At 70.6% G+C, this 23,177-nt stretch carries 22 protein-coding genes and 2 tRNA genes; 15 read left to right on the plus strand and 9 right to left on the minus strand.

What is annotated here, in order from left to right:
* The first annotated feature begins 35 nt into the window (after positions 1 to 35).
* Together ACNQOV_RS12975 and ACNQOV_RS12980 are read left to right on the plus strand one after the other, a co-directional pair.
* Positions 36 to 698 carry a response regulator gene (locus tag ACNQOV_RS12975; RefSeq protein ID WP_416394923.1) on the plus strand — a complete coding sequence of 221 codons (663 nt, stop codon included), beginning with the start codon at positions 36 to 38 and terminating at the stop codon, positions 696 to 698.
* Positions 695 to 1,669, plus strand: a complete 975-nt coding sequence (locus tag ACNQOV_RS12980; protein ID WP_022907475.1) for an EamA family transporter — start codon at positions 695 to 697, stop codon at positions 1,667 to 1,669. Before ACNQOV_RS12975 ends, ACNQOV_RS12980 begins: the two co-directional genes overlap by 4 nt.
* Before the next feature lie 36 nt (positions 1,670 to 1,705).
* Here ACNQOV_RS12980 and ACNQOV_RS12985 read toward each other — a convergent pair whose 3' ends face one another.
* The 3 genes from ACNQOV_RS12985 to ACNQOV_RS12995 all read right to left on the minus strand — a co-directional run bounded on the left by ACNQOV_RS12985 (position 1,706) and on the right by ACNQOV_RS12995 (position 3,416).
* Positions 1,706 to 1,858, minus strand: coding sequence for a hypothetical protein (locus ACNQOV_RS12985; protein ID WP_402264153.1), 153 nt, complete (start codon positions 1,856 to 1,858; stop codon positions 1,706 to 1,708).
* Positions 1,859 to 1,959: 101 nt separating this feature from the next.
* Positions 1,960 to 2,283 carry a hypothetical protein gene (locus ACNQOV_RS12990; RefSeq protein WP_022907476.1) on the minus strand — a complete coding sequence of 108 codons (324 nt, stop codon included), beginning with the start codon at positions 2,281 to 2,283 and terminating at the stop codon, positions 1,960 to 1,962.
* A gap of 101 nt (positions 2,284 to 2,384) precedes the next feature.
* A complete protein-coding gene (locus tag ACNQOV_RS12995; protein WP_416394925.1) occupies positions 2,385 to 3,416 on the minus strand; it encodes a LacI family DNA-binding transcriptional regulator in 1,032 nt (343 codons plus the stop codon).
* A 111-nt stretch (positions 3,417 to 3,527) separates the two neighbouring features.
* On the opposite strand from ACNQOV_RS12995, the gene ACNQOV_RS13000 reads away from it, so the two are divergent.
* The 7 genes from ACNQOV_RS13000 (at position 3,528) to ACNQOV_RS13030 (ending at position 12,883) form a co-directional block, all read left to right on the plus strand.
* On the plus strand, positions 3,528 to 4,823 hold the full coding sequence (locus ACNQOV_RS13000; protein ID WP_042723887.1) for an ABC transporter substrate-binding protein: 1,296 nt from the start codon (positions 3,528 to 3,530) through the stop codon (positions 4,821 to 4,823).
* Complete coding sequence (locus ACNQOV_RS13005; protein ID WP_022907480.1) at positions 4,823 to 5,701, plus strand: carbohydrate ABC transporter permease; 879 nt, start codon at positions 4,823 to 4,825, stop codon at positions 5,699 to 5,701. Before ACNQOV_RS13000 ends, ACNQOV_RS13005 begins: the two co-directional genes overlap by 1 nt.
* Complete coding sequence (locus tag ACNQOV_RS13010) at positions 5,698 to 6,693, plus strand: carbohydrate ABC transporter permease (RefSeq protein WP_022907481.1); 996 nt, start codon at positions 5,698 to 5,700, stop codon at positions 6,691 to 6,693. The genes ACNQOV_RS13005 and ACNQOV_RS13010 overlap by 4 nt, the downstream gene beginning before the upstream one ends.
* Positions 6,693 to 8,081: a glycoside hydrolase 5 family protein gene (locus tag ACNQOV_RS13015; protein ID WP_416394929.1), complete on the plus strand. Its 1,389-nt coding sequence runs from the start codon at positions 6,693 to 6,695 to the stop codon at positions 8,079 to 8,081. The genes ACNQOV_RS13010 and ACNQOV_RS13015 overlap by 1 nt, the downstream gene beginning before the upstream one ends.
* A gap of 100 nt (positions 8,082 to 8,181) precedes the next feature.
* On the plus strand, positions 8,182 to 11,223 hold the full coding sequence (locus ACNQOV_RS13020) for an alpha-mannosidase (RefSeq protein WP_416394931.1): 3,042 nt from the start codon (positions 8,182 to 8,184) through the stop codon (positions 11,221 to 11,223).
* An 84-nt stretch (positions 11,224 to 11,307) separates the two neighbouring features.
* Entirely contained in the window at positions 11,308 to 12,267 is a 960-nt protein-coding gene (locus ACNQOV_RS13025; RefSeq protein ID WP_031262736.1) for an endo-beta-N-acetylglucosaminidase H, read from the plus strand.
* A 325-nt stretch (positions 12,268 to 12,592) separates the two neighbouring features.
* Positions 12,593 to 12,883 (plus strand): DUF1905 domain-containing protein, encoded by a 291-nt coding sequence (locus ACNQOV_RS13030; protein ID WP_416394933.1) that lies wholly within the window; start codon positions 12,593 to 12,595, stop codon positions 12,881 to 12,883.
* 61 nt (positions 12,884 to 12,944) lie between these two features.
* On the opposite strand, the gene ACNQOV_RS13035 is transcribed toward ACNQOV_RS13030, so the two are convergent.
* The 3 genes from ACNQOV_RS13035 to ACNQOV_RS13045 all read right to left on the minus strand — a co-directional run bounded on the left by ACNQOV_RS13035 (position 12,945) and on the right by ACNQOV_RS13045 (position 14,483).
* Positions 12,945 to 13,181 carry a hypothetical protein gene (locus ACNQOV_RS13035; RefSeq protein ID WP_416394935.1) on the minus strand — a complete coding sequence of 79 codons (237 nt, stop codon included), beginning with the start codon at positions 13,179 to 13,181 and terminating at the stop codon, positions 12,945 to 12,947.
* Positions 13,178 to 13,771, minus strand: coding sequence for an ArsR/SmtB family transcription factor (locus ACNQOV_RS13040; RefSeq protein WP_022907486.1), 594 nt, complete (start codon positions 13,769 to 13,771; stop codon positions 13,178 to 13,180). The genes ACNQOV_RS13035 and ACNQOV_RS13040 overlap by 4 nt, the downstream gene beginning before the upstream one ends.
* A gap of 638 nt (positions 13,772 to 14,409) precedes the next feature.
* Positions 14,410 to 14,483 (minus strand) — tRNA-Gly (locus ACNQOV_RS13045).
* 54 nt (positions 14,484 to 14,537) lie between these two features.
* Between ACNQOV_RS13045 and ACNQOV_RS13050 the strand changes: the two genes are divergently transcribed.
* The 5 genes from ACNQOV_RS13050 (at position 14,538) to ACNQOV_RS13070 (ending at position 17,859) form a co-directional block, all read left to right on the plus strand.
* Positions 14,538 to 14,876, plus strand: a complete 339-nt coding sequence (locus ACNQOV_RS13050) for a hypothetical protein (protein WP_416394938.1) — start codon at positions 14,538 to 14,540, stop codon at positions 14,874 to 14,876.
* Between the two features lie 57 nt (positions 14,877 to 14,933).
* A tRNA-Pro gene (locus ACNQOV_RS13055) sits at positions 14,934 to 15,010 on the plus strand.
* 51 nt (positions 15,011 to 15,061) lie between these two features.
* The gene (gene tig, locus ACNQOV_RS13060; RefSeq protein WP_416394940.1) at positions 15,062 to 16,369 is read left to right on the plus strand and encodes a trigger factor; all 1,308 of its coding nucleotides are present in this window, start codon (positions 15,062 to 15,064) and stop codon (positions 16,367 to 16,369) included.
* 171 nt (positions 16,370 to 16,540) lie between these two features.
* Positions 16,541 to 17,170, plus strand: a complete 630-nt coding sequence (locus ACNQOV_RS13065) for an ATP-dependent Clp protease proteolytic subunit (protein WP_070416573.1) — start codon at positions 16,541 to 16,543, stop codon at positions 17,168 to 17,170.
* 29 nt (positions 17,171 to 17,199) lie between these two features.
* A complete protein-coding gene (locus tag ACNQOV_RS13070) occupies positions 17,200 to 17,859 on the plus strand; it encodes an ATP-dependent Clp protease proteolytic subunit (RefSeq protein ID WP_031262502.1) in 660 nt (219 codons plus the stop codon).
* 108 nt (positions 17,860 to 17,967) lie between these two features.
* Here the strand turns inward: ACNQOV_RS13070 and ACNQOV_RS13075 are convergent, their stop codons facing one another.
* Both ACNQOV_RS13075 and ACNQOV_RS13080 read right to left on the minus strand, forming a co-directional pair.
* Positions 17,968 to 18,678, minus strand: coding sequence for a copper resistance CopC family protein (locus ACNQOV_RS13075; RefSeq protein ID WP_416394942.1), 711 nt, complete (start codon positions 18,676 to 18,678; stop codon positions 17,968 to 17,970).
* A complete protein-coding gene (locus tag ACNQOV_RS13080; protein WP_416394944.1) occupies positions 18,675 to 19,400 on the minus strand; it encodes a YcnI family protein in 726 nt (241 codons plus the stop codon). The genes ACNQOV_RS13075 and ACNQOV_RS13080 overlap by 4 nt, the downstream gene beginning before the upstream one ends.
* A gap of 194 nt (positions 19,401 to 19,594) precedes the next feature.
* Here ACNQOV_RS13080 and clpX point away from each other — a divergent pair, with 194 nt between their 5' ends.
* Positions 19,595 to 20,875 carry an ATP-dependent Clp protease ATP-binding subunit ClpX gene (gene clpX / locus ACNQOV_RS13085; RefSeq protein WP_022907244.1) on the plus strand — a complete coding sequence of 427 codons (1,281 nt, stop codon included), beginning with the start codon at positions 19,595 to 19,597 and terminating at the stop codon, positions 20,873 to 20,875.
* Between the two features lie 210 nt (positions 20,876 to 21,085).
* Here clpX and ACNQOV_RS13090 read toward each other — a convergent pair whose 3' ends face one another.
* Complete coding sequence (locus ACNQOV_RS13090) at positions 21,086 to 23,113, minus strand: M3 family metallopeptidase (protein ID WP_416394946.1); 2,028 nt, start codon at positions 23,111 to 23,113, stop codon at positions 21,086 to 21,088.
* Between the last annotated feature and the right edge of the window lie 64 nt (positions 23,114 to 23,177).

Genomic DNA, 23,177 nt, shown 5'->3' on the forward strand with positions numbered 1-23,177 from the left:
CGGGGAGCGTCCGCGCTCCCGGTAGGCTGGTCGGCATGAGCGACGGCCCGGATGCAGCACGCATCCGGGCCGTCGTCGTCGACGACGCCGTCCTCCTGCGCGAGGGGCTCGCCCGTGTGCTCGAGGAGGCCGGCATCGACGTCGTCGGCCAGTACGCCGACGCCGACTCGTTCCTCGCGACGCTCACCGACGACGCCCCCGACGTCGTCGTGATGGACGTGCGGATGCCGCCGACGTTCACGGACGAGGGGGTCCGCGCGGCCGTCGAGACCCGACGCCGGGCACCGCGCACGGGTGTGCTCCTGCTGTCCCAGTACGTCGAGGCTACCTACGCCGAGGACGTCCTCGCCGCGGGGGCGACCGGCATCGGCTACCTGCTCAAGGACCGGGTCACCCGGCTCGAGGAGATCGACGACGCCGTCCGCCGCATCGCCGCCGGCGGCACCGTGCTCGACCCCGAGGTCGTCACACAGCTCATGAGCCGTCGCCGCGACCCGCTCGCCGCGCTGACCCCGCGCGAGCGTGAGGTCCTCGGGCTGATGGCCGAGGGTCGCACGAACGCCGCGATCGCCCGCGCGCTCGTGATCGGCACCGGCGCGGTCGAGAAGCACGTCTCGAGCATCTTCGGCAAGCTCGCGCTCGAGGACACGGGCGAGGACCACCGCCGGGTCCTCGCCGTGCTGGCGTACCTCGGGTGACCGAGCCCGCAGGCGGCACCGAGCCCGCAGGCCGCACCGAGCCAGCGCGCGGCACCGAGCCAGCGCGCCGCACCGGGCCCGCGCGCCGGACGGTGCCCGCGCCGCTCCTGGCCCTCGCCGCCATGGTGTCGGTGCAGCTCGGCGCCGCGATCGCGAAGACCCGCTTCGACGAGGTCGGCTCGGTCGGTGCGGCGACCCTGCGGCTCGTGATCGGCGCGGTCGTGCTCGCCCTCGTGGTGCGCCCGCGCGTCCGGCACTGGACCCGGCAGCAGTGGCTCGGCGCCCTCGGCCTCGGGCTGGCGCTCGGCGGCATGAACGTGTTCATCTACGTCGCGTTCGCGAGCATCCCGATCGGCGTCGCGGTGACGATCGAGTTCCTCGGCCCGCTGGCGCTCTCGCTCGCCCACACCCGGCGGTGGCGGGACGTCCTCTGGGCGGTGCTGGCGCTCGTCGGCGTCGTGCTGCTCGGGGTCGGTCCGGCGGCCGTGACCGCGGTCGGCGGCGTCGTGTTCGCCGTCCTCGCCGCGGCGTGCTGGGCGGGCTACATCGTCATGAACCGGCACGTCGGCGCCGCGATCCCCGGCGTGGACGGCCTCGCGGTCTCGATGGTCGTCGCGATGCTCGTGTCGCTGCCGTTCGGTCTGCGGTCGGCCGTCGACGGGGTCGTCCGCGAGCCGGCGCTCCTCGTCGTCTTCGGCGGTGTCGCCGTGCTCTCGAGCGTGCTGCCGTACGCGCTCGAGATGCTGGCGCTCCGGCGGATGCCGACGCGCGTCTTCGGCGTGCTGCAGAGCCTCGGTCCGGCGATCGCGGCCCTCGCGGGCCTGCTGATCCTGCACGAGGCGCTCGCGGCGCTCGAGGTCGTCGCCCTCGCCTGCGTCACCGCGGCGAGCGTTGGGGTGACGCTGACCGCGCGACGCGCGCGCGGAGGCGGGCACGGTGGGCGGACTGGAGGCGCGGCGCACGTTCCGTGACCACGGAACGCGATCCGCGCCTCCTGGAAGACCCGCCTACTCGTCGCGGAGGAAGTCCGCGTACGTGGGTTCCGTGTGCTCACCCGTCAGGAGCGACGGGTCGTTGACCCGCCGTTCGACGTAGGCCGCGATGACCTCGGGCGGGGTGAGCACGTGGGCGACCCAGGACGGCACCTCGCTCTTCTTCATGGTGCCTCCTCCCAGATGCAGCACTCGGATCGAATGTCTCGATCAGTGAGTTACTTGCTGAACCGGTACTGCGTAAACGATCCTCGCCATGTCGGGGGAAGTCAATGCGGTGCGTTCTCCGGACTGCTGCGGCGCGCGTCCGCCCGCAGGGTGCGGTGCTTCACGGCGGACCGCCACACCCACGCTTCCGCCTGCTGCCCGAACTGCGCCCACTCGACGAGCACGGCGTCACGGGTCCAGCTCTTCGCGAAGGCCTTCACCCGGACGTGGAACGTCGGGAACTGGATCCACGCCCACACCGGCACCGGGGTGACGGCGTGGCAGACGTCCGGGCCGCGGGCGTCGTCGGACAGGGAGTAGGCGCGCGGACGCTCGACCTCCGGGTGTTCCGGGGGCTGCCACCGGTTCTCGCGACGCCGTCCCACGACAGTATTCGAACGTGTGTTCGAACGGACGTCAAGTCGACCGCGTGCTCCGTGCGCGCCGACGACCCGGGATCGGCGTGTCGACGGACCCGCGGCACGTGTCAGGCGTGCGCGCGACCGGTGGACTCGCGCACGCTGAGCGTCAGGGAGGGCCCCGGTCGCGACGGCAGCGGGGTCCCCGCGTCGATCTGCTCGCGGAGGAGCGTCGCCGCCCGCTGCCCGAGCTCGACCGTGTCGCGCGTGAGCGAGGTGATCGACGGCCGCACGAGCCGCACCATCGCCGAGTCGTCGAACGACACGATCGACACGTCGGCCGGCACGCGGACGCCCATCTCGCTCGCCACGCCCAGTCCGGCGACCGCGAGCACGTCGTTGTCGTACACGATCGCGGTGGGTCGGACGGTCCGCGAGAGCAGGGTCCGGGTCGCGCGCGCCCCCGCGTCGGCGGAGTAGTCGGTGGGGATCGACTCGGCGCCGTCCAGCCCCTCGGCCGCGGTGAACGCCCGGACGCGGTCGATCCGCATCGCCGTGTGCTCGAACTCGGGTCGCCCGGCGACGTGCGCGATCCGTCGGTGCCCGAGCGCGTGCAGGTACCGCAGCACGGTGTCGGTCGCGTCCGAGTCGTCGATCCAGACGGTCGGCGCCGCGGGCTCCGACGAGGGGTGCGACCCGACGACCACGGTGGGCATCCCGAGCTCGGCGAGCAGCGCGAGCCGGTCGTCGTCCCGCCGCGGGTCGATCACGATCACGCCGTCGACCCGGTGCCCGCGCCACCAGTCCCGGTAGGTCTGCAGCTCCTCGGCCGCGTCCCGGGCGACGAGCAGGTTCATCCCGACGTGGCTGCCGGCGAGCCCGAGCTGGATCCCGGAGATGAGGTCGCCGAAGAACGACTCGGTGCCGAGCGTGCGGGCCGGCCGGTTCAGCACGAAGCCGATCGAGCCGGCCTTCGCCCCGCCGAGTGCCCGTGCCGCGGTGTGCGGCTGCCAGTCGAGTTCGCGGGCGACGGCACGCACCCGTCTGCGGGTCTCGTCGGACACCCCGGGTCGGTCGTTGAGCGCGAACGAGACCGCGCTGATGGACACGCCGGCCCGGGCGGCGATGTCGGCGATCGTCGTGCGACGGTTCGTGGCCACGGGCTTGACTATAACGCTTTAGTTCGCAAACATCACTGCCACCGAACGGTTCGCCACACCCAACTGAACCGGTTCAGCAGCATCCGCAGCACGACGAAGGAGTCACGAGCGATGAAGAAGACCACACGCAGGACCACGGGACGCGCCGTGGCGCTGCTCGCCGGAGCGGCCGTCACGGCGCTCGCGCTGACCGCCTGCTCGAGCGGCAGCGGCGCCGACAGCGGCAGCGGCAGCGGGAAGATCGACGGGTCGATCACTCTGCAGACCTGGGCACTGACGCCGACGTACACCGACTACCTCAACGGCGTGATCAAGGACTTCGAGAAGCAGTACCCGGACGCCAAGGTCAAGCTCGTCGACCAGCCCGGCGACGGCTACGCCGACAAGGTCCTCAGCCAGGCCTCGTCGAACTCCCTGCCGGACGTCATCAACCTGCCGCCGGACATCGCCCTGCCCCTCGCCAAGCGCGGGTTCCTGCAGGACGTGGCGAAGGACGACTCGAAGCTCTCGAGCACCTACGTGAAGGGCGCGCTCGCCGCCTACAACTACAAGGGCGTCGACGGCACCTTCGGCTACCCCTGGTACCTCAACACGGACGTCGACTACTGGAACAAGTCGATGTTCGAGCAGTGCGGCCTCGACCCGGCGAACCCGCCGAAGACGACCGACGAGCTGTTCGCGCAGGCCGAGACCATGCACCAGAAGTGCCCGGACGACTACCTGATGAGCCGCAAGCCCGGCCTGTCCGACTTCTCCCTCGCCGGCGTCAAGATCATCAACGACCAGGGCACGAAGTTCACCTTCGCGAACTCGTCGAAGGCAGCCGACCTCATCGCGAAGTACGCCAAGGCCTACAAGGAGGGCCTCATGCCCTCGTCGGTGCTCAACACCGACTACCTCGGCAACTCCACGCTGTTCACGCAGGGCAAGGTCGCCTGGACCACCGGTGGCGCCACGGCGATCAGCGACTTCGAGAAGAACAACCCGTCGCTCAAGGGCAACATCGTGGTCTCCCCGGCCCTCGACAACCCGCCGCTGTACGTCCAGGGCCTCAGCGTCAGCGCCAAGAGCAAGCACGTCGCCACGGCCGAGGCGCTCGCCGCGTTCATGACGAACGCGAAGAACCAGGAGGCCTTCGCCCACCTGGTGAACATCTTCCCGTCGACCACCTCGTCGCAGTCCGACCCGTACTTCTCGAAGGACGACGGCACGGTCGAGGCCAAGGCCCGCGTGCTCGCCAACGACGCCCTGAAGACGGCGAAGAACCTCAACCCGGTCGAGGCGAACTCCGCGATGACCGACTTCCTCGACCAGCAGATCGCGCTGGCGATGAAGGGCGGCACGACGCCCGAGCAGGCGCTGCAGACCGCGCAGACCAAGATGAACAGCCTGCTGGCGAACAGCTGATGCGCGCCAACCGCTGGTTCACGCCCTGGCTGCTCGTCCTGCCGGCGCTCGTCTGGTTGCTCGCGTTCAGCCTCTGGCCGTCGATCAACACCGTCCGGCTGTCGTTCACGAACGCCAGCCCGCTCGGGGGCGTGAGCCAGTGGGTGGGCCTCAAGAACTTCGAGACGCTCCTCGCCGACCCGCAGGTCTGGGAGGCGCTCCTCAACAGCGTCATCTACATGGCGGTGTGCCTGCCGCTCCTGACGGTCCTGCCGCTCCTCATGGCGGTGCTCGTCGAACGGAAGCTCCCCGGCATCGCGTTCTTCCGGACCGCGTACTACACGCCGGTGATCGCCAGCGCGGTCGTCGTCGGGCTCATCTGGAACTGGATCCTCGACGACCGCGGGGTCATCAACGAGATGGCGCAGCACCTCGGGATCGTGCAGCAGTCGATCCCGTTCCTGACCGACCGGTGGCTGCTCGTCTTCAGCGCGATCAGCCTGACGGTCTGGAAGGGCCTCGGCTACTACATGATCATCTTCCTCGCGGCCCTCGGGAACGTCGGGAAGGACCTGCACGAAGCGGCCGCGCTCGACGGCGCCGGGTCCGTCCGGCGGTTCTGGTCGGTGACCATGCCGGGTGTCCGGGGGACCATGACCCTCGTCGGCATCCTCGTGTGCGTGAGCGCGCTCCGGGTGTTCAGCGAGCTCTACATCCTCACCAACGGCACGGGTGGCCCCGGCGGGCAGGACAACTCGCTCGTCATGCTCATCCAGCAGTACGCCCGCGGCTTCACCGGCAACCTCGGCTACGCGTCCGCCCTGAGCCTCCTGCTCTTCGTCGTGACGCTCATCCCGATGCTCGCCCTCGCCCGGATGAACAGCAAGGCGGAGAAGTGACCAACACGACCTCGACCACCGAACCCGTCCTCGGGGGCGCCGCCGGCGCGGCCGCACCCGCGCCGGACGTGACCGGCGCGACCGGCCGGACTCGCGCCTCCCGGCCGAACGGACGCAACGAACGCGACGGACGCACCGGACGCAAGCGGCGCCGCGCCGCGTGGGGCGTCATGTCCACCCGCGAGAAGGTCCTCCGCTACGTCCTGCTCGTCGTGGTGCTCTTCATCACGATCGGGCCGTTCCTCTGGCAGCTGTCGACCTCGCTCAAGGGCACGGGGGAGGACATCTACACGGCGAACCCGTCGTTCATCCCGACGCAGCCGACCTTCGGCAACTACCTGCGGGTGGGCGAGGCGATCCCCGTGTTCGGGTACATCGGCAACTCCCTCGTCGTCGCCGCGATCGACGTGCTCGGCAACATCGTGTTCGCCACCCTCGCGGGGTTCGCGCTCGCGCGCCTGCAGTGGCGCTTCCGCAAGGCCGTGCTCGGGCTCTTCCTCGCCACCCTGGTGCTGCCGGGCGAGGCGACGATCATCTCCCAGTTCGTCACCGTGAAGGACCTCGGGCTCGCCGACTCCCTCGTCGGCGTCGCGCTCCCGGGCATGATCGCCGCGCTCAACGTCCTGCTCATGTTCAACGCGTTCCGGCAGATCCCCGAGGAGATCGACCAGGCCGCCGTGATGGACGGCGCGAACGCCCTGCAGCGGCTCCGGTACATCTCGCTGCCCGCCGTGCAGGGGACCATCGCCGTCATCGCGATCTTCTCGTTCATCGGCGCGTGGGACGACTTCCTCTGGCCGCTCATCGTGCTGCAGTCGCCGGACAAGCTGACCCTGACAGTCGGCCTGCAGTACCTGCAGGGCACCTTCGCGACCGACCAGCGCATGATCGCCGCCGGCACGATGATCGCGTTCATCCCGATCGCGGTGATCTTCTCGATCCTGCAGCGCTTCTTCTTCAAGGGCGTCGAAGAGGGCGGGGTGAAGGGCTGATGCGCTTCGGCGTCAACCACACCCCCTCGGTCGGCTGGTTCCACTCGTGGCTCGACTTCTCGCCGTCGGACACGGCCAGGGACATGGAGCAGATCGCGTCGCTCGGCGCGGACCACGTGCGGATCTTCCCGCTCTGGCCCGTCGTCCAGCCGAACCGGACGCTCATCCGGCGCCAGGCACTCGCGGACGTCGCGACCGTGGTCGACATCGCGGGGTCGTTCGGCCTCGACGTCAACGTCGACGCGCTGCAGGGGCACCTGTCGAGCTTCGACTTCGTGCCCGCGTGGCTCGAGAGCTGGCACCGCCGCAACATGTTCACCGACCCCGCGGTCGTCACGTCGACGGCCACCTACGTCGAGGCGCTCGCCGCGGCCGTCGCCGACAAGCCGAACCTGCTCGGCATCACCATCGGCAACGAGGTGAACCAGTTCGCACACGCGCCGCACCCGACGCCGCACGACATCACCGCGGAGCAGGGGCACGCCTGGGCGGCGACGATGGTCGCGGCGGCGCGGGCCGGGCTGGCGTCCGGCATCGACCTGGAGGCGCGGCTCGGCTCGGCGCCGTCGGCACGCCCCGGCACGGGGTCGCGTCCGCGGCCGCTGGTCACCGTCGCGCAGTACGACGCGGCCTGGTACGACGACGCCCAGCCGTTCGGCCCCGAACACGCGGCCGACCACGGCGACGCGACCGTCACGCACTCGTGGGTGTTCAACGGCTCGGCGGCGCTGCACGGGGCGCTCGGTGCCGGATCGGTCCGGCACGGGGAGTACCTGCTGCAGCTCGCCGCGGCCTGGAACCACGACGCCGGGCGGCCGAACTGGCTGCAGGAGGTGGGCGCCCCGACGAACGTCGTCGACCCCGCCGACGCCGCGTCGTTCACCGAGCAGACGATCCGGCACGTGCTCGACGCGCAGGACGTCCTCGGCGTCACCTGGTGGTGTTCGCACGACGTCTCCCGGTCCCTCGCGGACTTCCCGGAGCTCGAGTACGACCTCGGCCTGTTCACGAACGACGGTCGGCTGAAGCCCGCCGGCGAGGCGTTCGCCGCCCTCGCCCAGGAGCACGGCACCCGCGGCCGGGCCGACACGACCGGTGCCGTGTCCGCACCACCGCCGGCCACCGCGCTCGTGCTCGACGACGTGCTGGCCGACGGCACCGTACGCGGCGGGCTCCGGGCCGACTGCGCGCCGGGCGGCCGGTTCGCCGCGGCCTGGCTCGACCTCGCCTCGGCCGCCGCCGACGGACGCGGGCCTCAGGTGGTCCTGCGCTCGCGACTCCACGACGACGCGCTGCTCGCCGCGCGGGGCATCACCCGGTGCGTCGACGTGCCCGAGGGCGCCACCACCGCGCTCCTGTCGGTCGCCCACCCCGCGACGATGGCCTGAGCCGACCACCACCCCGCACGACCCGCACGACCTCGCACGACCCGCACCACCGTCCGACCCGCCGGCACCGACGCCGGCCCTCCCACCAGGAAGGCCCCCAATGCACGACGACATCCCCCTCACCACCGGCCGAGCGCGACGCGTCCTCGACGAGCGCATCCTGCCGGCGGTGCACGCCACCGCGACGCCGCTCGACACCGCGTGGCACGAGCTGCCGGGCGAGCCGATCCCGCCGGCGTCGGGCCTGGCGCTCGACTACTCGCCGTACGAGGTGGGCACGACCTGGGGCGCCGCGTGGGGGACGACCTGGTTCCGGCTGACCGGGACCGTGCCGACCGAGTGGGCCGGGAAGCGCGTGGAGGCCGTCGTCGACCTCGGCTTCGACAAGAACATGCCGGGGTTCCAGTGCGAGGGCCTCGTCTACCGCGCGGACGGCACGCCCGTGAAGTCGATCAACCCCCGCAACCAGTGGGTGCTCGTCGCAGAGGAGGCCGTCGGCGGCGAGACCGTCGAGCTCTTCGTCGAGGCGGCCTCCAACCCCGTCCTGCTCGACTACCACCCCTTCCTCCCGACGCAGGAGGGCGACGTCCAGACCTCGTCGTCGGTGCGCCTCTACACGTCGCGCCGGATGGACCTCGCCGTCTTCGAGTCCGAGGTGCACGAACTCGCGCTCGACATCGACGTCCTGCTCGAACTGCAGGCCGAGCTGCCCGAGGGGCCGCGGCGCATGCGGATCCTGCAGGCGCTCGACGACGCGCTCGACCGACTCGACCTGCAGCACATCGCCGCCACCGCCGGTGACGCGCGTGCGGCGCTCGCCGAGGTCCTCGCCGCACCGGCCGAGGCGTCGGCGCACACGATCTCCGCCGTCGGGCACGCGCACATCGACTCCGCCTGGCTCTGGCCGGTCCGCGAGACGATCCGCAAGGTCGCCCGCACCACCTCGACGATGACCGAGCTCATCGACCAGACCGACGACTTCCTGTACGGCATGTCGAGCGCGCAGCAGTACGCGTGGATCAAGGAGCACCGGCCCGAGGTCTACGCCCGGGTCACGGCCGCCGTCGAGGCCGGGCGCTTCCTGCCGATCGGCGGCATGTGGGTGGAGTCCGACACCGTGATGCCGACCGGCGAGAGCATCGTCCGCCAGTTCTCACAGGGGCAGCGCTTCTTCGAGCGCGAGTTCGGCATCCGGCCGAAGGGCGTCTGGCTGCCCGACAGCTTCGGGTACTCGCCCGCCCTGCCGCAGCTCATGCGCCGCGCGGGCTTCGAGTGGTTCTTCACGCAGAAGATCTCGTGGAACCAGGTCAACAAGTTCCCGCACCACACGTTCCTCTGGGAGGGCATCGACGGCTCGCGGGTCTTCTCGCACTTCCCGTCGATGGACACCTACAACTCGCGTCTGTCAGGCAGCGAGGTCGCCAAGGCCTCCCGGCAGTTCCGCGAGAACCGTCTGGCGACCGGGTCGATCGCGCCGGTCGGTTGGGGAGACGGCGGCGGCGGCACCACCCGCGAGATGACCGGCACGGCGAAGCGCCTCGCGGACCTCGAGGGGAGCGCCAAGGTCCGCTGGGAGCACCCGGACACGTTCTTCGACCGCGCGAAGGCCGAGCTGCCCGACCCGCCCGTGTGGGTGGGGGAGCTCTACCTCGAGCTGCACCGTGCCACGCTCACCAGCCAGCACCAGACCAAGCAGGGCAACCGCCGGTCGGAGCAGCTCCTCCTCGAGGCCGAGCTCTGGGCATCGACCGCCGCCGCCCGCACCGACTTCGCGTACCCGTACGACGAACTCGACGCCCTCTGGCAGCAGGTCCTCCTGCAGCAGTTCCACGACATCCTGCCGGGCACCTCGATCGCCTGGGTGCACCGTGAGGCGGTCGCGAAGTACGCCGAGACGGCCCGAGCGCTGACCGCGATCATCGACCGGGCGCTCGCGGCGCTCGCCGGTGTCGGAGCGGCGGCCGTCGTCGTGAACCCGGCCCCGTTCCTCCAGGCCGGTGCACCCGCGCAGGGTGCGGTCCTGGCGACCGACCTGGCGGAGCCGACCGCGGTGGCACTGACCGAGCAGGACGGCGGGTACGTGCTCGCCAACGACCTCGTCCGGATCGTCGTCGACCGGCGCGGACTCGTGACGAGCGCGGTCGACCTGGCGAGCGGGCGCGAGGCGATCGCCCCCGGGCAGGCCGCGAACCTGCTGCAGCTCCACCAGGACTTCCCGAACATGTGGGACGCGTGGGACGTCGACCGCTACTACCGCAACCGGGTCGAGGACCTCGTCACGGTGTCGTCGCTCGACGCCTCGGTCGGGACGGACGGGGTCGCCCGTGTCGTCGTCGAGCGGGCCTTCGGCGACTCGACCGTGCGCCAGGAGATCCTGCTCGCGCCCGGCTCCCGCACCCTCGAGTTCGACCAGACGACCGACTGGCACGAGACCGAGAAGTTCCTCAAGGTGGCGTTCCCGCTCGACGTCCGTGCCGAGCACACCGTCGCCGAGACGCAGTTCGGGGCGCAGAAGCGGGTGACGCACACGAACACCTCGTGGGAGGCCGCGAAGTTCGAGACCTCGATGCACCGCTACGTCCTGGTCGCCGAGCCGGGCTTCGGCGTCGCGCTCGTGAACGACTCGATCCACGGGTTCGACACCACCCGCGACGCGGTCGACGGGCACGTCACCACCACCGTGCGGCTCTCGCTGCTGCGGGCACCGCGGTTCCCCGACCCCGAGACCGACCAGGGCGTGCAGACCCACCGGTACGGCATCGTCGTCGGGACCGACCAGCTCGGCGCGACCTCGGCGGGTGTGGTCATGAACGCCCCCGCGCGGACGGTCACGGGCGCGCACGGCTTCGCGCCGCTCGTGCGGGTGTCCGGGGGCGTCGTACTGTCGAGCGTGAAGCTCGCCGACGACCGCTCCGGCGACCTGGTCGTGCGGGTGTACGAGCCGTCGGGGCGCCGGGGGAGCGGCGGCATCGCGGTGGCCGAGGGCGACGGCAACGCCTTCGGGCCCGGCGCCGAGGTCACGCTGCTCGAGGAGCCGCTGTCGGCGGCAGGCGACGCGGCCTCAGACCCCGTCGCCGCGTCCTCGTTCGCCGTCGACGCCTACGAGGTGCGCACCTTCCGGTTCCCGCGCGTGCGCGGCTGAGACCCCGGCGCCGGGACTTCGGGTGTCCCGGCGCCGGCCCCGGTCGGCGACCGCCGGCCGGTTCGTCACTCGAAGAGGAGTGCCATGAAGAAGTCCATGCAGTTCGGGATCGTGGCGGCGATCGCCGCGATGGTGGTCGCACCGCTCGTGCCGGCGGCAGCGTCCGCCGCACCGTCGCCCACCGGCCTAGCACACGGCGTCGGGGCCTACCACGGGGTCGGCCACGGCGCGCAGCCGCACGCCACCCCGACGAAGTCCGGGCCGACGAGCATCGCCTACGTCGAGGTCAACAACGACCAGCTCGCCAACGTCGGTCGCTACCAGTTGGCGAACGGCGCGAACGCGTTCGACGTCGCGATCATCTTCGCGGCGAACATCAACTGGAACGGCTCGAAGGCCGTCCTGTACAACAACGAGAACGTGCAGGCGACGCTCGACGACGCGGCCACGCAGATCAGGCCGCTGCAGGCGAAGGGCATCAAGGTCTCGCTGTCGATCCTCGGCAACCACCAGGGAGCCGGGATCGCCAACTTCCCGACCCAGGCAGCCGCCGAGGACTTCGCCGCCCAGGTCTCCGCCACCGTGTCGAAGTACGGGCTCGACGGTGTCGACCTCGACGACGAGTACTCCGACTACGGCACGAACGGCACCCCGCAGCCGAACCAGCAGTCGATCGGCTGGCTCATCAGCGCGCTCCGTGCCGACATGCCGGGCAAGCTCATCTCGTTCTACGACATCGGCCCGGCGTCCTCGGCGCTGTCCTCGTCGAGCAGCACCATCGGCTCGAAGCTCGACTACGCCTGGAACCCGTACTACGGCACCTACTCGGCGCCGTCGATCCCGGGGCTCGACAAGTCGCGTCTGTCCGCTGCCGCGGTCGACGTCCAGAACACTCCGCAGTCCACGGCCGTCTCGCTCGCGCAGCGCACCAAGGCCGACGGGTACGGCGTCTTCATGACGTACAACCTGCCGGACGGTGACGTCTCGCCGTACGTGTCGTCGATGACGCAGGTGCTCTACGGGCAGGCCGCCACGTACCACTGACGTCGCCTCCGGTGCGGCGACTCGCGCCCCGCGTCTCCTCGGCTCCGGCCAGGAGGCGCGGGGCGCGCCCGTCCCGTCGCGCGCCTCGTTGCCGGAGCGGGTCCCGCGCGCCCGCTGGCCGGAGCAGGTTCCGCGCGCTTCGTTGCCGGAGCGGGTCCCGCGCGCTTCGTTGCCGGAGCGGGTTCCGCGCGCCCGCTGGCCGGAGCAGGTTTCGTGCGTGCGCGCTGACCGTTCTGGTTCGCGGAACCCGGCGATCGTGAACCGGAACGGTCACGAACGCGGCCGACCCCACCCGTCCGCGTGCGGCGCGCCGTACGATCGCGACGTGGAACTCGAGTTCAGCGGCGAGGTGATCGAGTGGCGCGGCCCGGCGCCCTACTTCTACGCGGTCGTGCCTCCGGACGCCGCCGAGGTCATCCACGAGCTCGCGCCGATGCTCACCTACGGCTGGGGTGTGATCCCGGCGCGCGTGACGATCGGGTTGGTGACCTGGACGACCTCGCTGTTCCCGAAGGACAGCGGGTACCTCGTGCCGTTGCGCGCGGCGGAACGGAAGCGTGCGGGAGTCGAGCTGGGTGACGAACCCGTGCTCACCCTCGAGCTCGGCGGCCCCTGAGCTCCGCGGACGGAGATGGTATGCGCGGACATCGTGCGCGCGGACACCGTGCGCACTCCGGTCACCAGCGCCGTCGGAGTTCCGCCGCGACGAGGTCGGTCGTCGTGCTCGTGATCGCCGGAGCGTGTCCGCCGACCGCGCGGCGGTGGGCGCGTTCCCGGGCGCTGACCGCTCGGAGTGCGCGGCGCTCGGCGTGCCGGAGGCTCCAGCGGACGAGCGCCAGACCGAGCCGATTCGTCAGGACCTCGACCGGCGAGATCGGCGGGACCGGGAGTGTGCGGGGCTGGTAGGTGGTCACGGTGTCGGCTCCTCGTCGATGATCGGGACGCTGCGGACCTGGGCGAACACGCGGCGGACGCCCTCGGGGAGGTCGGCGACCTGCCCGCGGATGGCTCGGTACCGCTCGATGACGCCCTCGAACTCGCGCCACATCGCGCTGTACTCGTCGGCGGTGAGCGCCACGTAGGTCGACGACCCCGAGACGCCGCGCCAGTCGGCGGGGACGGACTCGGGATCGCGGGTGGTCCAGTCGCGGACCAGGTCGTTCTCGGCCTCCATGACCGCCAGGCTCGCGAGCTGTGTCGCGGTCTGGTGTGCGGGGGAGGGCGCCGGACCCTCGTCGGGGTCGCCGATGCTGATGCGTCCGGCGGTGCGCTCCCACCAGCGTTCGCGAGCGTTGCCCCGGTCGGGGAGCTCGTGCACGAACCCGTGCCGCTCGAGCTGCCGGAGGTGGTAGCTCGTCGATCCACTCGACTCGCCCAACTTCGCGCCGAGCGAGGTCGCGGTCGACGGGCCCTGCTGGGAGAGCAGGTCGAGCAGCCGCGCCCGGAGCGGGTGCGCCAACGCCTTGAGTGCGGCGACGTCGAGGATGCGGGTCTCGTCGGTCATGGCACGACCGTACACCGCAAAGAACAGTTTGCAAACACTTCTTCGCAAATTGTGCTTTGCGGTGCCTTCGGTTGACTGGTGCTCCGTGCTCGTTCCGCACCGTGCGGACTCCTCCAGTCGGTGCGGGGTTGGTCGCTCGGTGCGGCGCTACAAGCTCGCACCGAGCGTGCAGCCCGCCACCCGGTGAGCAAGACAGCACGGTGCGTGCGCCCGGCGCGGAAGCCGGCACCGTGCGGACTCCGCAAGTCGGTGCGGGGTTGGCCGCTGAGTGCGGCGCTACAAGCTCGCACCGAGCGCGCAGCCCAGCACCGGGTGAGCAAGCCGGCACCATGCGCGCGCCCGGCGGGCGGGCCGGCACCGTGCGGACTCGTCCGGCCGGTGCGGGGTTGGTCGCTCGGTGCGGCGCCACAAGCTCGCACCGAGCGAGCAGCCCGGCACCGCTTGGGCAAGCCGGCACCGTGCGCGCGCCCGGCGCGGAACCCGGCACGGTGCGAGCCTGTCCAGCCGGTGCAGGGTTGGTCGCTGGGTGCCGCGCTACAAGCTCGCACCGAGCGTGCAGACCGGCACCGCTTGGGCAAGCCAGCACCGTGCGCGCACGGCAGCCGGGAGACGCGACTGCGGAGACGCAACCGGAGGAGTGGAGGGGATGACGGGAATCGAACCCGCGTGGCCAGTTTGGAAGACTGGGGCTCTACCATTGAGCTACATCCCCGCGCCCGCGCACCAGGCGCAGCCCGACCATCGTAGCGGACGAACGAGCACCGACATGCCACCACGCACCGTGCCGTCCCGGGTCGTGCTCCCGCCGAGCGATCGGGATGCCCGGCGGATCAAGCGGTCACGGGTCCTCTCGTACGTGCTGGTCGTCCTCGCGGCGACGGCGTTCTCGCTGCGCCCGGAGCTGTTCGGGGACCCGCAGACCCAGCCCGCGCACGCGGTCCTGCACGGCTGGCGCATCGTCGCCGGCATCGTGCTCGCGGTCGCCGCGCTCGGCGTCCAGGTCGTGGTCGGCGTCCGGTGGCGGGCGGGCCTGCGCCGGCGCGCGCACGACGACTCCGGAGACGACTCCGAGCCTTCCGGGAACCGCGCACCCGGGGACCGCTAGACTCATCGGCGTCGCATGCGCCTGCCGGCGTGAGCGGACACCCCTGGCCCAGTCGAACGGGGCGTAGCTCAGCTTGGTAGAGCGCCCGCTTTGGGAGCGGGAGGTCGCAGGTTCAAATCCTGTCGCCCCGACCAGGTCCACCAGAACACCGACCACACGAACGTCAACCAACAGGAGTACTCCCCTTGGCCACCAGCACCGTCGACAAGGTGAGCGACACCCGCGTCAAGCTCACCGTGAACGTGACGCCGGAAGATCTCAAGCCGAGCATCGACCACGCGTACAAGCACATCGCCGAGCAGATCAACATCCCCGGCTTCCGCAAGGGCAAGGTCCCGCCGGCGATCGTCGACCAGCGTGTCGGCCGCGGCGAGGTCCTGAACCACGCCGTCGGTGACGCCATCGACAACTTCTACCGCCAGGCGGTGGAGGAGCAGGAGCTGCGCATCCTCGGTCGCGCCGAGGCCGACGTCGCCGAGCTCCCGAACGTGAAGGACTTCACGGGCGACCTCGTCCTCACCTTCGAGGTGGACGTGCGTCCCGAGTTCGACCTGCCGGAGTACGACAAGTACGAGCTGACCGTCGACGCGGTCGAGGTCTCCGACGACGAGATCGAAGAGGAGCTGCAGAACCTGCGCACCCGCTTCGGCACCCTCGTGACCGTCGACCGCCCGGCCACGACCGGCGACTTCGCCCAGATCGACCTCACCGCCACGATCGGTGACGACGAGGTCGACTCGGCCACCGGCGTCTCCTACGAGATCGGCTCGGGCGACCTGCTCGAGGGCATCGACGAGGCGCTCGAGTCCCTGACCGCCGGCGAGTCCACCACCTTCGAGTCCAAGCTCGTCGGTGGCGACCGCGAGGGCGAGACCGCCCAGATCGCCGTGACCGTCACCGCCGTCAAGGAGCGCGAGCTCCCCGAGGCCGACGACGAGTTCGCCCAGATCGCCAGCCAGTTCGACACGATCGACGAGCTCAAGGCGGACCTCAAGGAGCAGATCGCGAAGTCCAAGACCTTCGGTCAGGGCGCCGCGGCTCGCGACAAGCTCGTCGAGAAGCTCATCGAGGACGTCAACATCCCGATCTCGGAGCAGCTCATCGAGGACGAGGTGCACCGTCACCTCGAGCAGGAGAACCGCCTCGAGGACGACGAGCACCGCAAGGAGGTCTCCGAGTCCAGCGAGAAGGCCTTCCGCTCGCAGATCCTCCTCGACTCGATCGCCGAGAAGGAGGAGATCCAGGTCTCCCAGGAGGAACTCACGCAGTACCTCATCCAGGCCGCCGCGCAGTACGGCATGGAGCCGGGCGAGTTCATCAAGGTCATCGACCAGAACGGGCAGATCCCGGGCATGGTCGGCGAGGTCGCCCGCTCGAAGGCCGTCGCGACCGTGCTCTCGAAGGTGACCGTCAAGGACACCAACGGTGACGACGTCGACCTCTCCGCCTTCACGGCGGGGGTCGCGCAGACGCCTGCGGAGGACGCCGAGTAACGATCTCGACGCCACCGGCACGACGGACGGGAGGCGGGGGGGCCCCAGGGGCCCCCCCCCCCCCCCCCCCGTATTTCGGTACCACCGCATTGCCGACAGCGAACAGACGAGAAGTGGTGCGTTGCACCCGATAAGTTCGACAACAAGCGACAACTGAACGGGAGCTTTTCCATGGCCGAAGCGACACTGAACCCCAGTGTTTTTGACCGCCTTCTGAGAGACCGGATCGTGTGGCTCGGCTCCGAGGTCCGCGACGACAACTCGAACGAGATCGCAGCCAAGCTGCTGATGCTCGCCGCCGAGGACCCTGAGAAGGACATCTACCTCTACATCAACTCGCCCGGTGGTTCGATCACCGCCGGCATGGCGATCTACGACACGATGCAGTTCGTGCCGAACGACATCGTCACGGTGGGCATCGGCCTGGCCGCCTCGATGGGGCAGTTCCTGCTCTCGTCGGGCACCCCGGGCAAGCGCTACATCACCCCGAACGCGCGCGTGCTCCTGCACCAGCCGTCGGGTGGGTTCGGCGGCACCGCCGCCGACATCCAGACGCAGGCGAAGGTCATCCTCGACATGAAGCAGCGGATGGCCGAGCTCACGGCGGAGCAGACCGGCAAGTCGATCGAGCAGATCCTCAAGGACAACGACCGCGACAACTGGTTCACGGCGCAGGAAGCCCTCGAGTACGGCTTCGTCGACCACCTCCGTGCATCGTCGACCGAGGTCATCGGCGGCGGTGGCACCGTCGGCGACGGCGAGACCCCGACCGACGCGGCCGAGCCCGACGCCCAGTCCTGATCCCACCCACCGAAGAAAAGGAAACGAGAATGCATCTCCCCATGCTCGGTGGCGCGCAGAACGTCCCGGCCCCCACTGATCGGTACATCCTGCCGAGCTTCGAAGAGCGCACGGCCTACGGCTACAAGCGGCAGGACCCGTACGCGAAGCTGTTCGAGGACCGCATCGTGTTCCTCGGCGTCCAGGTCGACGACGCGTCGGCCGACGACGTCATGGCCCAGCTGCTCGTGCTCGAGTCGATGGACCCGGACCGCGACATCGTGATGTACATCAACTCGCCCGGTGGCTCGTTCACCGCGATGACGGCGATCTACGACACGATGCAGTACATCCGTCCGCAGATCCAGACGGTCTGCCTCGGCCAGGCTGCATCGGCGGCGTCGGTGCTCCTCGCTGCCGGCACCCCCGGCAAGCGTCTGGCGCTCCCGAACGCCCGTGTGCTCATCCACCAGCCGGCGGTCCAGCAGGGTGGCGGCCAGGCCTCCGACATCGAGATCCAGGCGGCGGAGATCCTCCGCATGCGCACCTGGCTCGAGGAGACCCTGTCGAAGCACTCGAACAAGACGGCGGCCGAGGTCAACAACGACATCGAGCGCGACAAGATCATGTCCGCCGAGGAGGCGCTCGAGTACGGCCTGATCGACCAGGTCCTCACGAGCCGCAAGAACCTGCCGGCGCTCGTCAAGTAGCACCGCACCACGAAGGCCCCGCACCGTCCGGTGCGGGGCCTTCGTGCGTCGCCGGGCCGGGCCGGGTCGCGGGTCCTGGAGGCGCGGTGCGGGTCCGGTGGGTCGGCGTCAGTCCTCGGCGGGGTCGTCGTCGGCCGCGGGGGCGGGTCGGCGACGCACGAGCAGCAGGAGCGCGACGACGAGGCCGACGAGGACGATGCCGCCGGCGCCGATCCAGAGCGCGTCGGACGCGGCGGAGTCGGCGCTGCCGGAGGCCGTGCCCGTGGTGTCGGCGGGGGTGCTCGCCGTGCTGCCGGCGGTGGCGCAGACGGGCGGCTTCGCGGATCCCGTCGCGGGTTCGAACCCGGCGGGGGCGTCCCACCGGAACCGGTACTCGTCGGAGACGGTGTGGCCGTCGGCGGAGACGATCTGCCACTCGACGGTGTACTCGCCCGAGGCGCCGAGCGCGGCCGTCGTGGTCATCGACGGGCCGTCGACGGCGACGCAGCCGTCCTCGTAGTACTTCCCGTCGGGACCGACGATCCGGTAGGCGAAGCCGGAGTTCGTGTCGTCGATGTCGAGCAGCTTGTCGTTCGTCGTGATCTCGAAGGCCTTCGGCAGCGCCGTGAGGGTGCCGTCGACCTTCGGGGTCGAGGCGATCATGTAGTTGTGCGCGCTGGCGGGGGCGGCGAGGCCGAGGACCGCACCGCCCACGACGGCGAGGGTGGCGGCGATGCCGGCACCGCGCCTCCAGACCCGCCGGAGGCGCGGTGACCGTCTCGTCGACGCGTCCCGCGCCGTCGACGTGTCCCGCTTCGTCGACGTGTCGCCGTCCGTCACTTTGAGGCGCTCCGGCGACGGGTGTTCGCGACGGCGACGACCAGGGCGACCGCACCGAGGACGAGGCCGCCGAGGCCGAGGAACCGACCGACGAGGTCGGGGTCGGCGGGGGTGGTCGAGGCCGCTGCCGCCGCCGTCGGGGTGGCCGCGACGGGGTCGCCGTCGTCGTCCGTGGCGGTGGCCGCGGTCAGGGTGATCGAGGGCGCCGGGTGCTCCGGCTCGGCCTGGCCGGCCTTCTGCTCCTGGTCCCAGTCGACCGAGCCCTTCTCGCAGGTCTGCACCGCGGGGAACTCGACGAGGTCGCCGGCCTTGCCGTCCGGCAGCGAGAAGGACAGCGAGAACGTGTCGCGCTCGTCGGCGGGGAGCGGGGTCTTCGCCGTGTAGGTGACGCTCGTGACGCGTTCGCCGGCGTCCTCGGTCGACTCGTCGTCCGCGGCGGCCGACGCGCTCGTGTACGGCGCCGTCGTCTTCGTGATGGTCCAGTTCGGGTTCACGGTGGGCGTGACCTCGATGATGGACTTCGGCACCTCGAACGTGATCTTCGTCGTGGGGGAGCCGTCGCAGCCGTGCGGGAGCGAGAAGGTGGTCGTCGTGTACGAGTTCGCCGCGGTCGAGGTGGCCGTCGCCGAGACGTGGGCGCTGGCGACACCCGCGGTGCCGAGGACGATCGCAGCGGTGACGCCGAGGGTCGCGGTGCCGACGACGGCGAGGCGCTTGGACATGGGGTTCCTTCCGGGACTGCGGGTTCTACAACTTGTAGAGAAGTCGTGGACACGCTAGCAGGATCGAACGCCCTGGGCGAACGCGCCGGAGGAAACCGGCCTGGCGTCGCCGTCGGTGTCACCGGTTGCGATTAGGCTCGGTACGAGTCGGGCAGGTCGTCGACCTGCATCGGTCAACCAGGGAGGGCACCGACATGGCACGCATCGGAGAGAGCGCTGACCTGCTCAAGTGCTCCTTCTGCGGCAAGAGCCAGAAGCAGGTCCAGCAGCTGATCGCCGGTCCCGGCGTGTACATCTGCGACGAGTGCGTCGAGCTGTGCAACGAGATCATCGAGGAGCGACTGGCCGAAGCCGGCGAGGACACCGCCAGCGGTGACTTCGAGCTCCCCAAGCCGCGCGAGATCTTCGACTTCCTGCAGGAGTACGTCATCGGGCAGGACCCGGCGAAGCGTTCCCTGGCCGTGGCCGTCTACAACCACTACAAGCGCATCCGCGCGCAGGGGCAGATCACCGCAGCGGAAGACCGCGACGACATCGAGATCGCGAAGTCGAACATCCTGCTGATCGGGCCGACCGGCTGCGGCAAGACCTACCTCGCGCAGACCCTGGCGAAGCGGCTCAACGTCCCCTTCGCGGTCGCGGACGCCACCGCCCTGACCGAGGCCGGGTACGTCGGCGAGGACGTTGAGAACATCCTGCTGAAGCTCATCCAGGCAGCCGACTACGACGTGAAGCGTGCCGAGACCGGCATCATCTACATCGACGAGGTCGACAAGATCGCGCGGAAGGCCGAGAACCCCTCGATCACGCGCGACGTCTCCGGTGAAGGCGTGCAGCAGGCGCTGCTCAAGATCCTCGAGGGCACGGTCGCCTCGGTCCCGCCGCAGGGCGGTCGGAAGCACCCGCACCAGGAGTTCATCCAGATCGACACGACGAACGTGCTGTTCATCGTGGCGGGGGCGTTCGCCGGGCTCGAGGACATCGTGTCGTCGCGCGTGGGCAAGCGGGGGATCGGCTTCGGTGCGCCCTTGCACAGCCCGCTCGACCAGCAGGACCTCTACGCCGACGTCCTGCCGGAAGACCTGCACAAGTTCGGGCTCATCCCGGAGTTCATCGGGCGTCTCCCCGTCGTGACCACGGTGTCGCAGCTCGACCAGTCCGCGCTGATGCAGATCCTCACCGAGCCGAAGAACGCGCTCGTGAAGCAGTACCAGCGGATGTTCCAGATCGACGGCGTCGAGCTCGAGTTCGACCGTGGTGCGCTCGAGGCGATCGCCGACCTCGCGGTACTGCGGCAGACGGGTGCTCGTGGGCTCCGGGCGATCCTCGAAGAGGTGCTCGGCCCGGTGATGTTCGACGTGCCGTCCGACGACGACGTCGCACGGGTCGTGATCACCCGCGAGTCGGTGCTCGAGAACGCTGCGCCGACAATCGTGCCGCGGCCCCGGGCGAAGCGCGTCGAGAAGTCCGCGTAGCCCGCAGCCCGCAGCTCGCGACGAAGCCCCGCACCGGATCGGTGCGGGGCTTCGTCGTGGGCGGGCGGCGGGCGGTCGCCGCGCCCCGCGGATCGACGTCTGGTTCTTCCCATGACGGCTGCGATGGAAGGTGAGATCGGGCGTACCTGGACGGAAGTTCCGACCAGGTACGCCCGATTCGACGCGGTACGCCCGGAACCGCCCGGTCGCCTACTCGAGCCCGCGGCGCCGCAGCAGTGGCCCGACCTCGGCGTCACGCCCGCGGAAGTCCCGGTACGCCTCGAGCGGGTCCTTCGCCCCGCCGACGCCGAGCAGCCGTTCCGCGAAGCGTCGACCGGCTGCACGGTCCAGCCCGCCGTTCTCGCGGAACCACTCGACCGTGTCGGCGTCGAGCACCTCGGACCAGATGTACCCGTAGTACCCGGCGTCGTACCCGCCCGCGAACGTGTGCGCGAAGTACGTCGACGAGTACCGCGGCGGCACGGCCTCGACGGCGATGCCCGCGTCCGAGAGGGCCTGGCGCTCGAAGTCCTCGACCGAGGTCACCGCAGCGGCTGAGGCTGCCGAGAGCCGGTGCCACGCCTGGTCGAGCAGCGCCGCCGCGAGGTACTCGGTCGTCGCGAACCCCTCGTTGAACCCGGCGGAGTCGCTCAGCCCGAGGACGAGCTCCGGCGGCAGGGGTGCCCCGGTCTCGTGGTGCTTGGCGTAGTTCGCCAGGACGGACGGCCACGACATCCACATCTCGTTCACCTGCGACGGGAACTCGACGAAGTCCCGCTCGACGTTGGTGCCGGAGAAGCGCGGGTAGGTCGTGCGGGCGATGAGGCCGTGCAGCGCGTGCCCGAACTCGTGGAAGAGCGTCTCGACCTCGTCCTGGATCAGGAGTGTCGGCGACCCGGCCGCGGGCTTCGCGACGTTGAGGTTGTTCACGACGACGGGCAGCGTGCCGAGCAGCGCGGACTGCTCGACGACCGGGTTCATCCACGCTCCGCCGCGCTTGCCGTCCCGCGTGTACAGGTCGAGCAGGTAGAGGCCGACCTCCTCGCCGTCGGACCCGCGCACCTCGAACACCCGGACCTCGTCGTTGTACCCGTGCAGGTCGGGACGTTCGGTGAAGGTGAGGCCGTACAGCTCGCCGGCCGCGTGGAAGACGCCGTCGTGCAGGACCCGGTCGGCCTCGAAGTACGGGCGGAGCGCCGAGCTGTCCGCCGCGAACTGCTCGCCGCGCAGGAGCTCGGTCGCGTACGCCCAGTCCCACGACTCGACCTCGTGCCCGAGCACCCGGGCGCGGACCGCTCGTTCGTCGTCCGCGTTGCGCGCAGCCGCGCCGACGAGGGACGACAGCAGTCCGTCGACCGCCTCGGGCGTGCCGGCGGTCTCGTCGGCGGTGACGACCGCGGCGTGGTTCGGGAAGCCGAGGAGCTCGGCCCGCTCGGCCCGGAGCCGGACGATGCGCAGGAGGACGTCGCGGTTGTCGTGTTCGTTGCCTCGACGGCCACGAACGAGCGAGGCCTCCATGATCCGCGCGCGCAGGCCGCGGTCTGTCAGGGACGCCAGCCACGGGTGCCCCGTGTAGAGCGGCAGCGTGATGAGCCAGCCGTCGAGCCCACGGTCCGCTGCGTCTGCGGCGGCGGCGGACTTCGCGCCGTCGTCGAGGCCGGACAGTTCCGCCTCGTCGGACACGTGCACGGCGAGGTCGTTGGTGTCCTCGAGCAGGTTCCGCTCGAAGGTCGTGGTGAGCGTCGAGAGCTCCTGGTTGATCGCGGTGAGGCGTTCCTTGCCTGCGTCGTCCAGCCCGGCGCCGGCCAGGGTCATCTCGGTGTACGTCCGCTCGACCAGTCGACGGTCCTCGTCGGTGAGGTCCGTCCGGTCGGCGAGTGCGGCACGGACCGCTGCGACCCGTGCGTACAGGCGGCTGTCGAGCGTGATCGCGTCACGGTGCGCGGCGAGGAGCGGGGAGACCTCAGCCTCGAGGTCGTGCAGCTCCGGCGTCGAGTCCGCCGACGACAGGGTGAAGAACACGTGGCTGACGCGGGCGAGCAGCTGCCCGGTGCGCTCGAGCGCCACGAGGGTGTTCTCGAACGTCGGCTCGTCGGGGGAGGAGGCGATGGCCTCGACCTCGGTGCGCTGCTCGGCCATGCCGGCGTCGAACGCGGGGCGGTGGTGCTCGAGCCGTACCTCACGGAACGGCGGGAGGGAGTAGGGAAGCGTGCTCGGTCCATCGAACGGGGTTGCCATCGCTCCACCCTACGGACCCTGGTCGCTGTGGGACGGGAGGCGCGGTGCGGGCCCGACCCGCGCC

The sequence above is a fragment of the Curtobacterium sp. LFS084 genome, from assembly GCF_047977705.1.
Classification (GTDB): domain Bacteria; phylum Actinomycetota; class Actinomycetes; order Actinomycetales; family Microbacteriaceae; genus Curtobacterium.

What these genes read in the sequence shown, in the direction of transcription:
- ACNQOV_RS12975 (WP_416394923.1), top strand. Translation starts at nt 36, where the DNA reads ATGAGCGACGGCCCGGATGCAGCACGCATCCGGGCCGTCGTCGTCGAC.
- ACNQOV_RS12985 (WP_402264153.1), bottom strand. Translation starts at nt 1,858, where the DNA reads ATGAAGAAGAGCGAGGTGCCGTCCTGGGTCGCCCACGTGCTCACCCCG.
- ACNQOV_RS13000 (WP_042723887.1), top strand. Translation starts at nt 3,528, where the DNA reads ATGAAGAAGACCACACGCAGGACCACGGGACGCGCCGTGGCGCTGCTC.
- ACNQOV_RS13005 (WP_022907480.1), top strand. Translation starts at nt 4,823, where the DNA reads ATGCGCGCCAACCGCTGGTTCACGCCCTGGCTGCTCGTCCTGCCGGCG.
- ACNQOV_RS13015 (WP_416394929.1), top strand. Translation starts at nt 6,693, where the DNA reads ATGCGCTTCGGCGTCAACCACACCCCCTCGGTCGGCTGGTTCCACTCG.
- ACNQOV_RS13020 (WP_416394931.1), top strand. Translation starts at nt 8,182, where the DNA reads ATGCACGACGACATCCCCCTCACCACCGGCCGAGCGCGACGCGTCCTC.
- ACNQOV_RS13025 (WP_031262736.1), top strand. Translation starts at nt 11,308, where the DNA reads ATGAAGAAGTCCATGCAGTTCGGGATCGTGGCGGCGATCGCCGCGATG.
- ACNQOV_RS13040 (WP_022907486.1), bottom strand. Translation starts at nt 13,771, where the DNA reads ATGACCGACGAGACCCGCATCCTCGACGTCGCCGCACTCAAGGCGTTG.
- ACNQOV_RS13050 (WP_416394938.1), top strand. Translation starts at nt 14,538, where the DNA reads ATGCCACCACGCACCGTGCCGTCCCGGGTCGTGCTCCCGCCGAGCGAT.
- ACNQOV_RS13065 (WP_070416573.1), top strand. Translation starts at nt 16,541, where the DNA reads ATGGCCGAAGCGACACTGAACCCCAGTGTTTTTGACCGCCTTCTGAGA.
- ACNQOV_RS13070 (WP_031262502.1), top strand. Translation starts at nt 17,200, where the DNA reads ATGCATCTCCCCATGCTCGGTGGCGCGCAGAACGTCCCGGCCCCCACT.
- ACNQOV_RS13080 (WP_416394944.1), bottom strand. Translation starts at nt 19,400, where the DNA reads ATGTCCAAGCGCCTCGCCGTCGTCGGCACCGCGACCCTCGGCGTCACC.
- clpX (WP_022907244.1), top strand. Translation starts at nt 19,595, where the DNA reads ATGGCACGCATCGGAGAGAGCGCTGACCTGCTCAAGTGCTCCTTCTGC.
- ACNQOV_RS13090 (WP_416394946.1), bottom strand. Translation starts at nt 23,113, where the DNA reads ATGGCAACCCCGTTCGATGGACCGAGCACGCTTCCCTACTCCCTCCCG.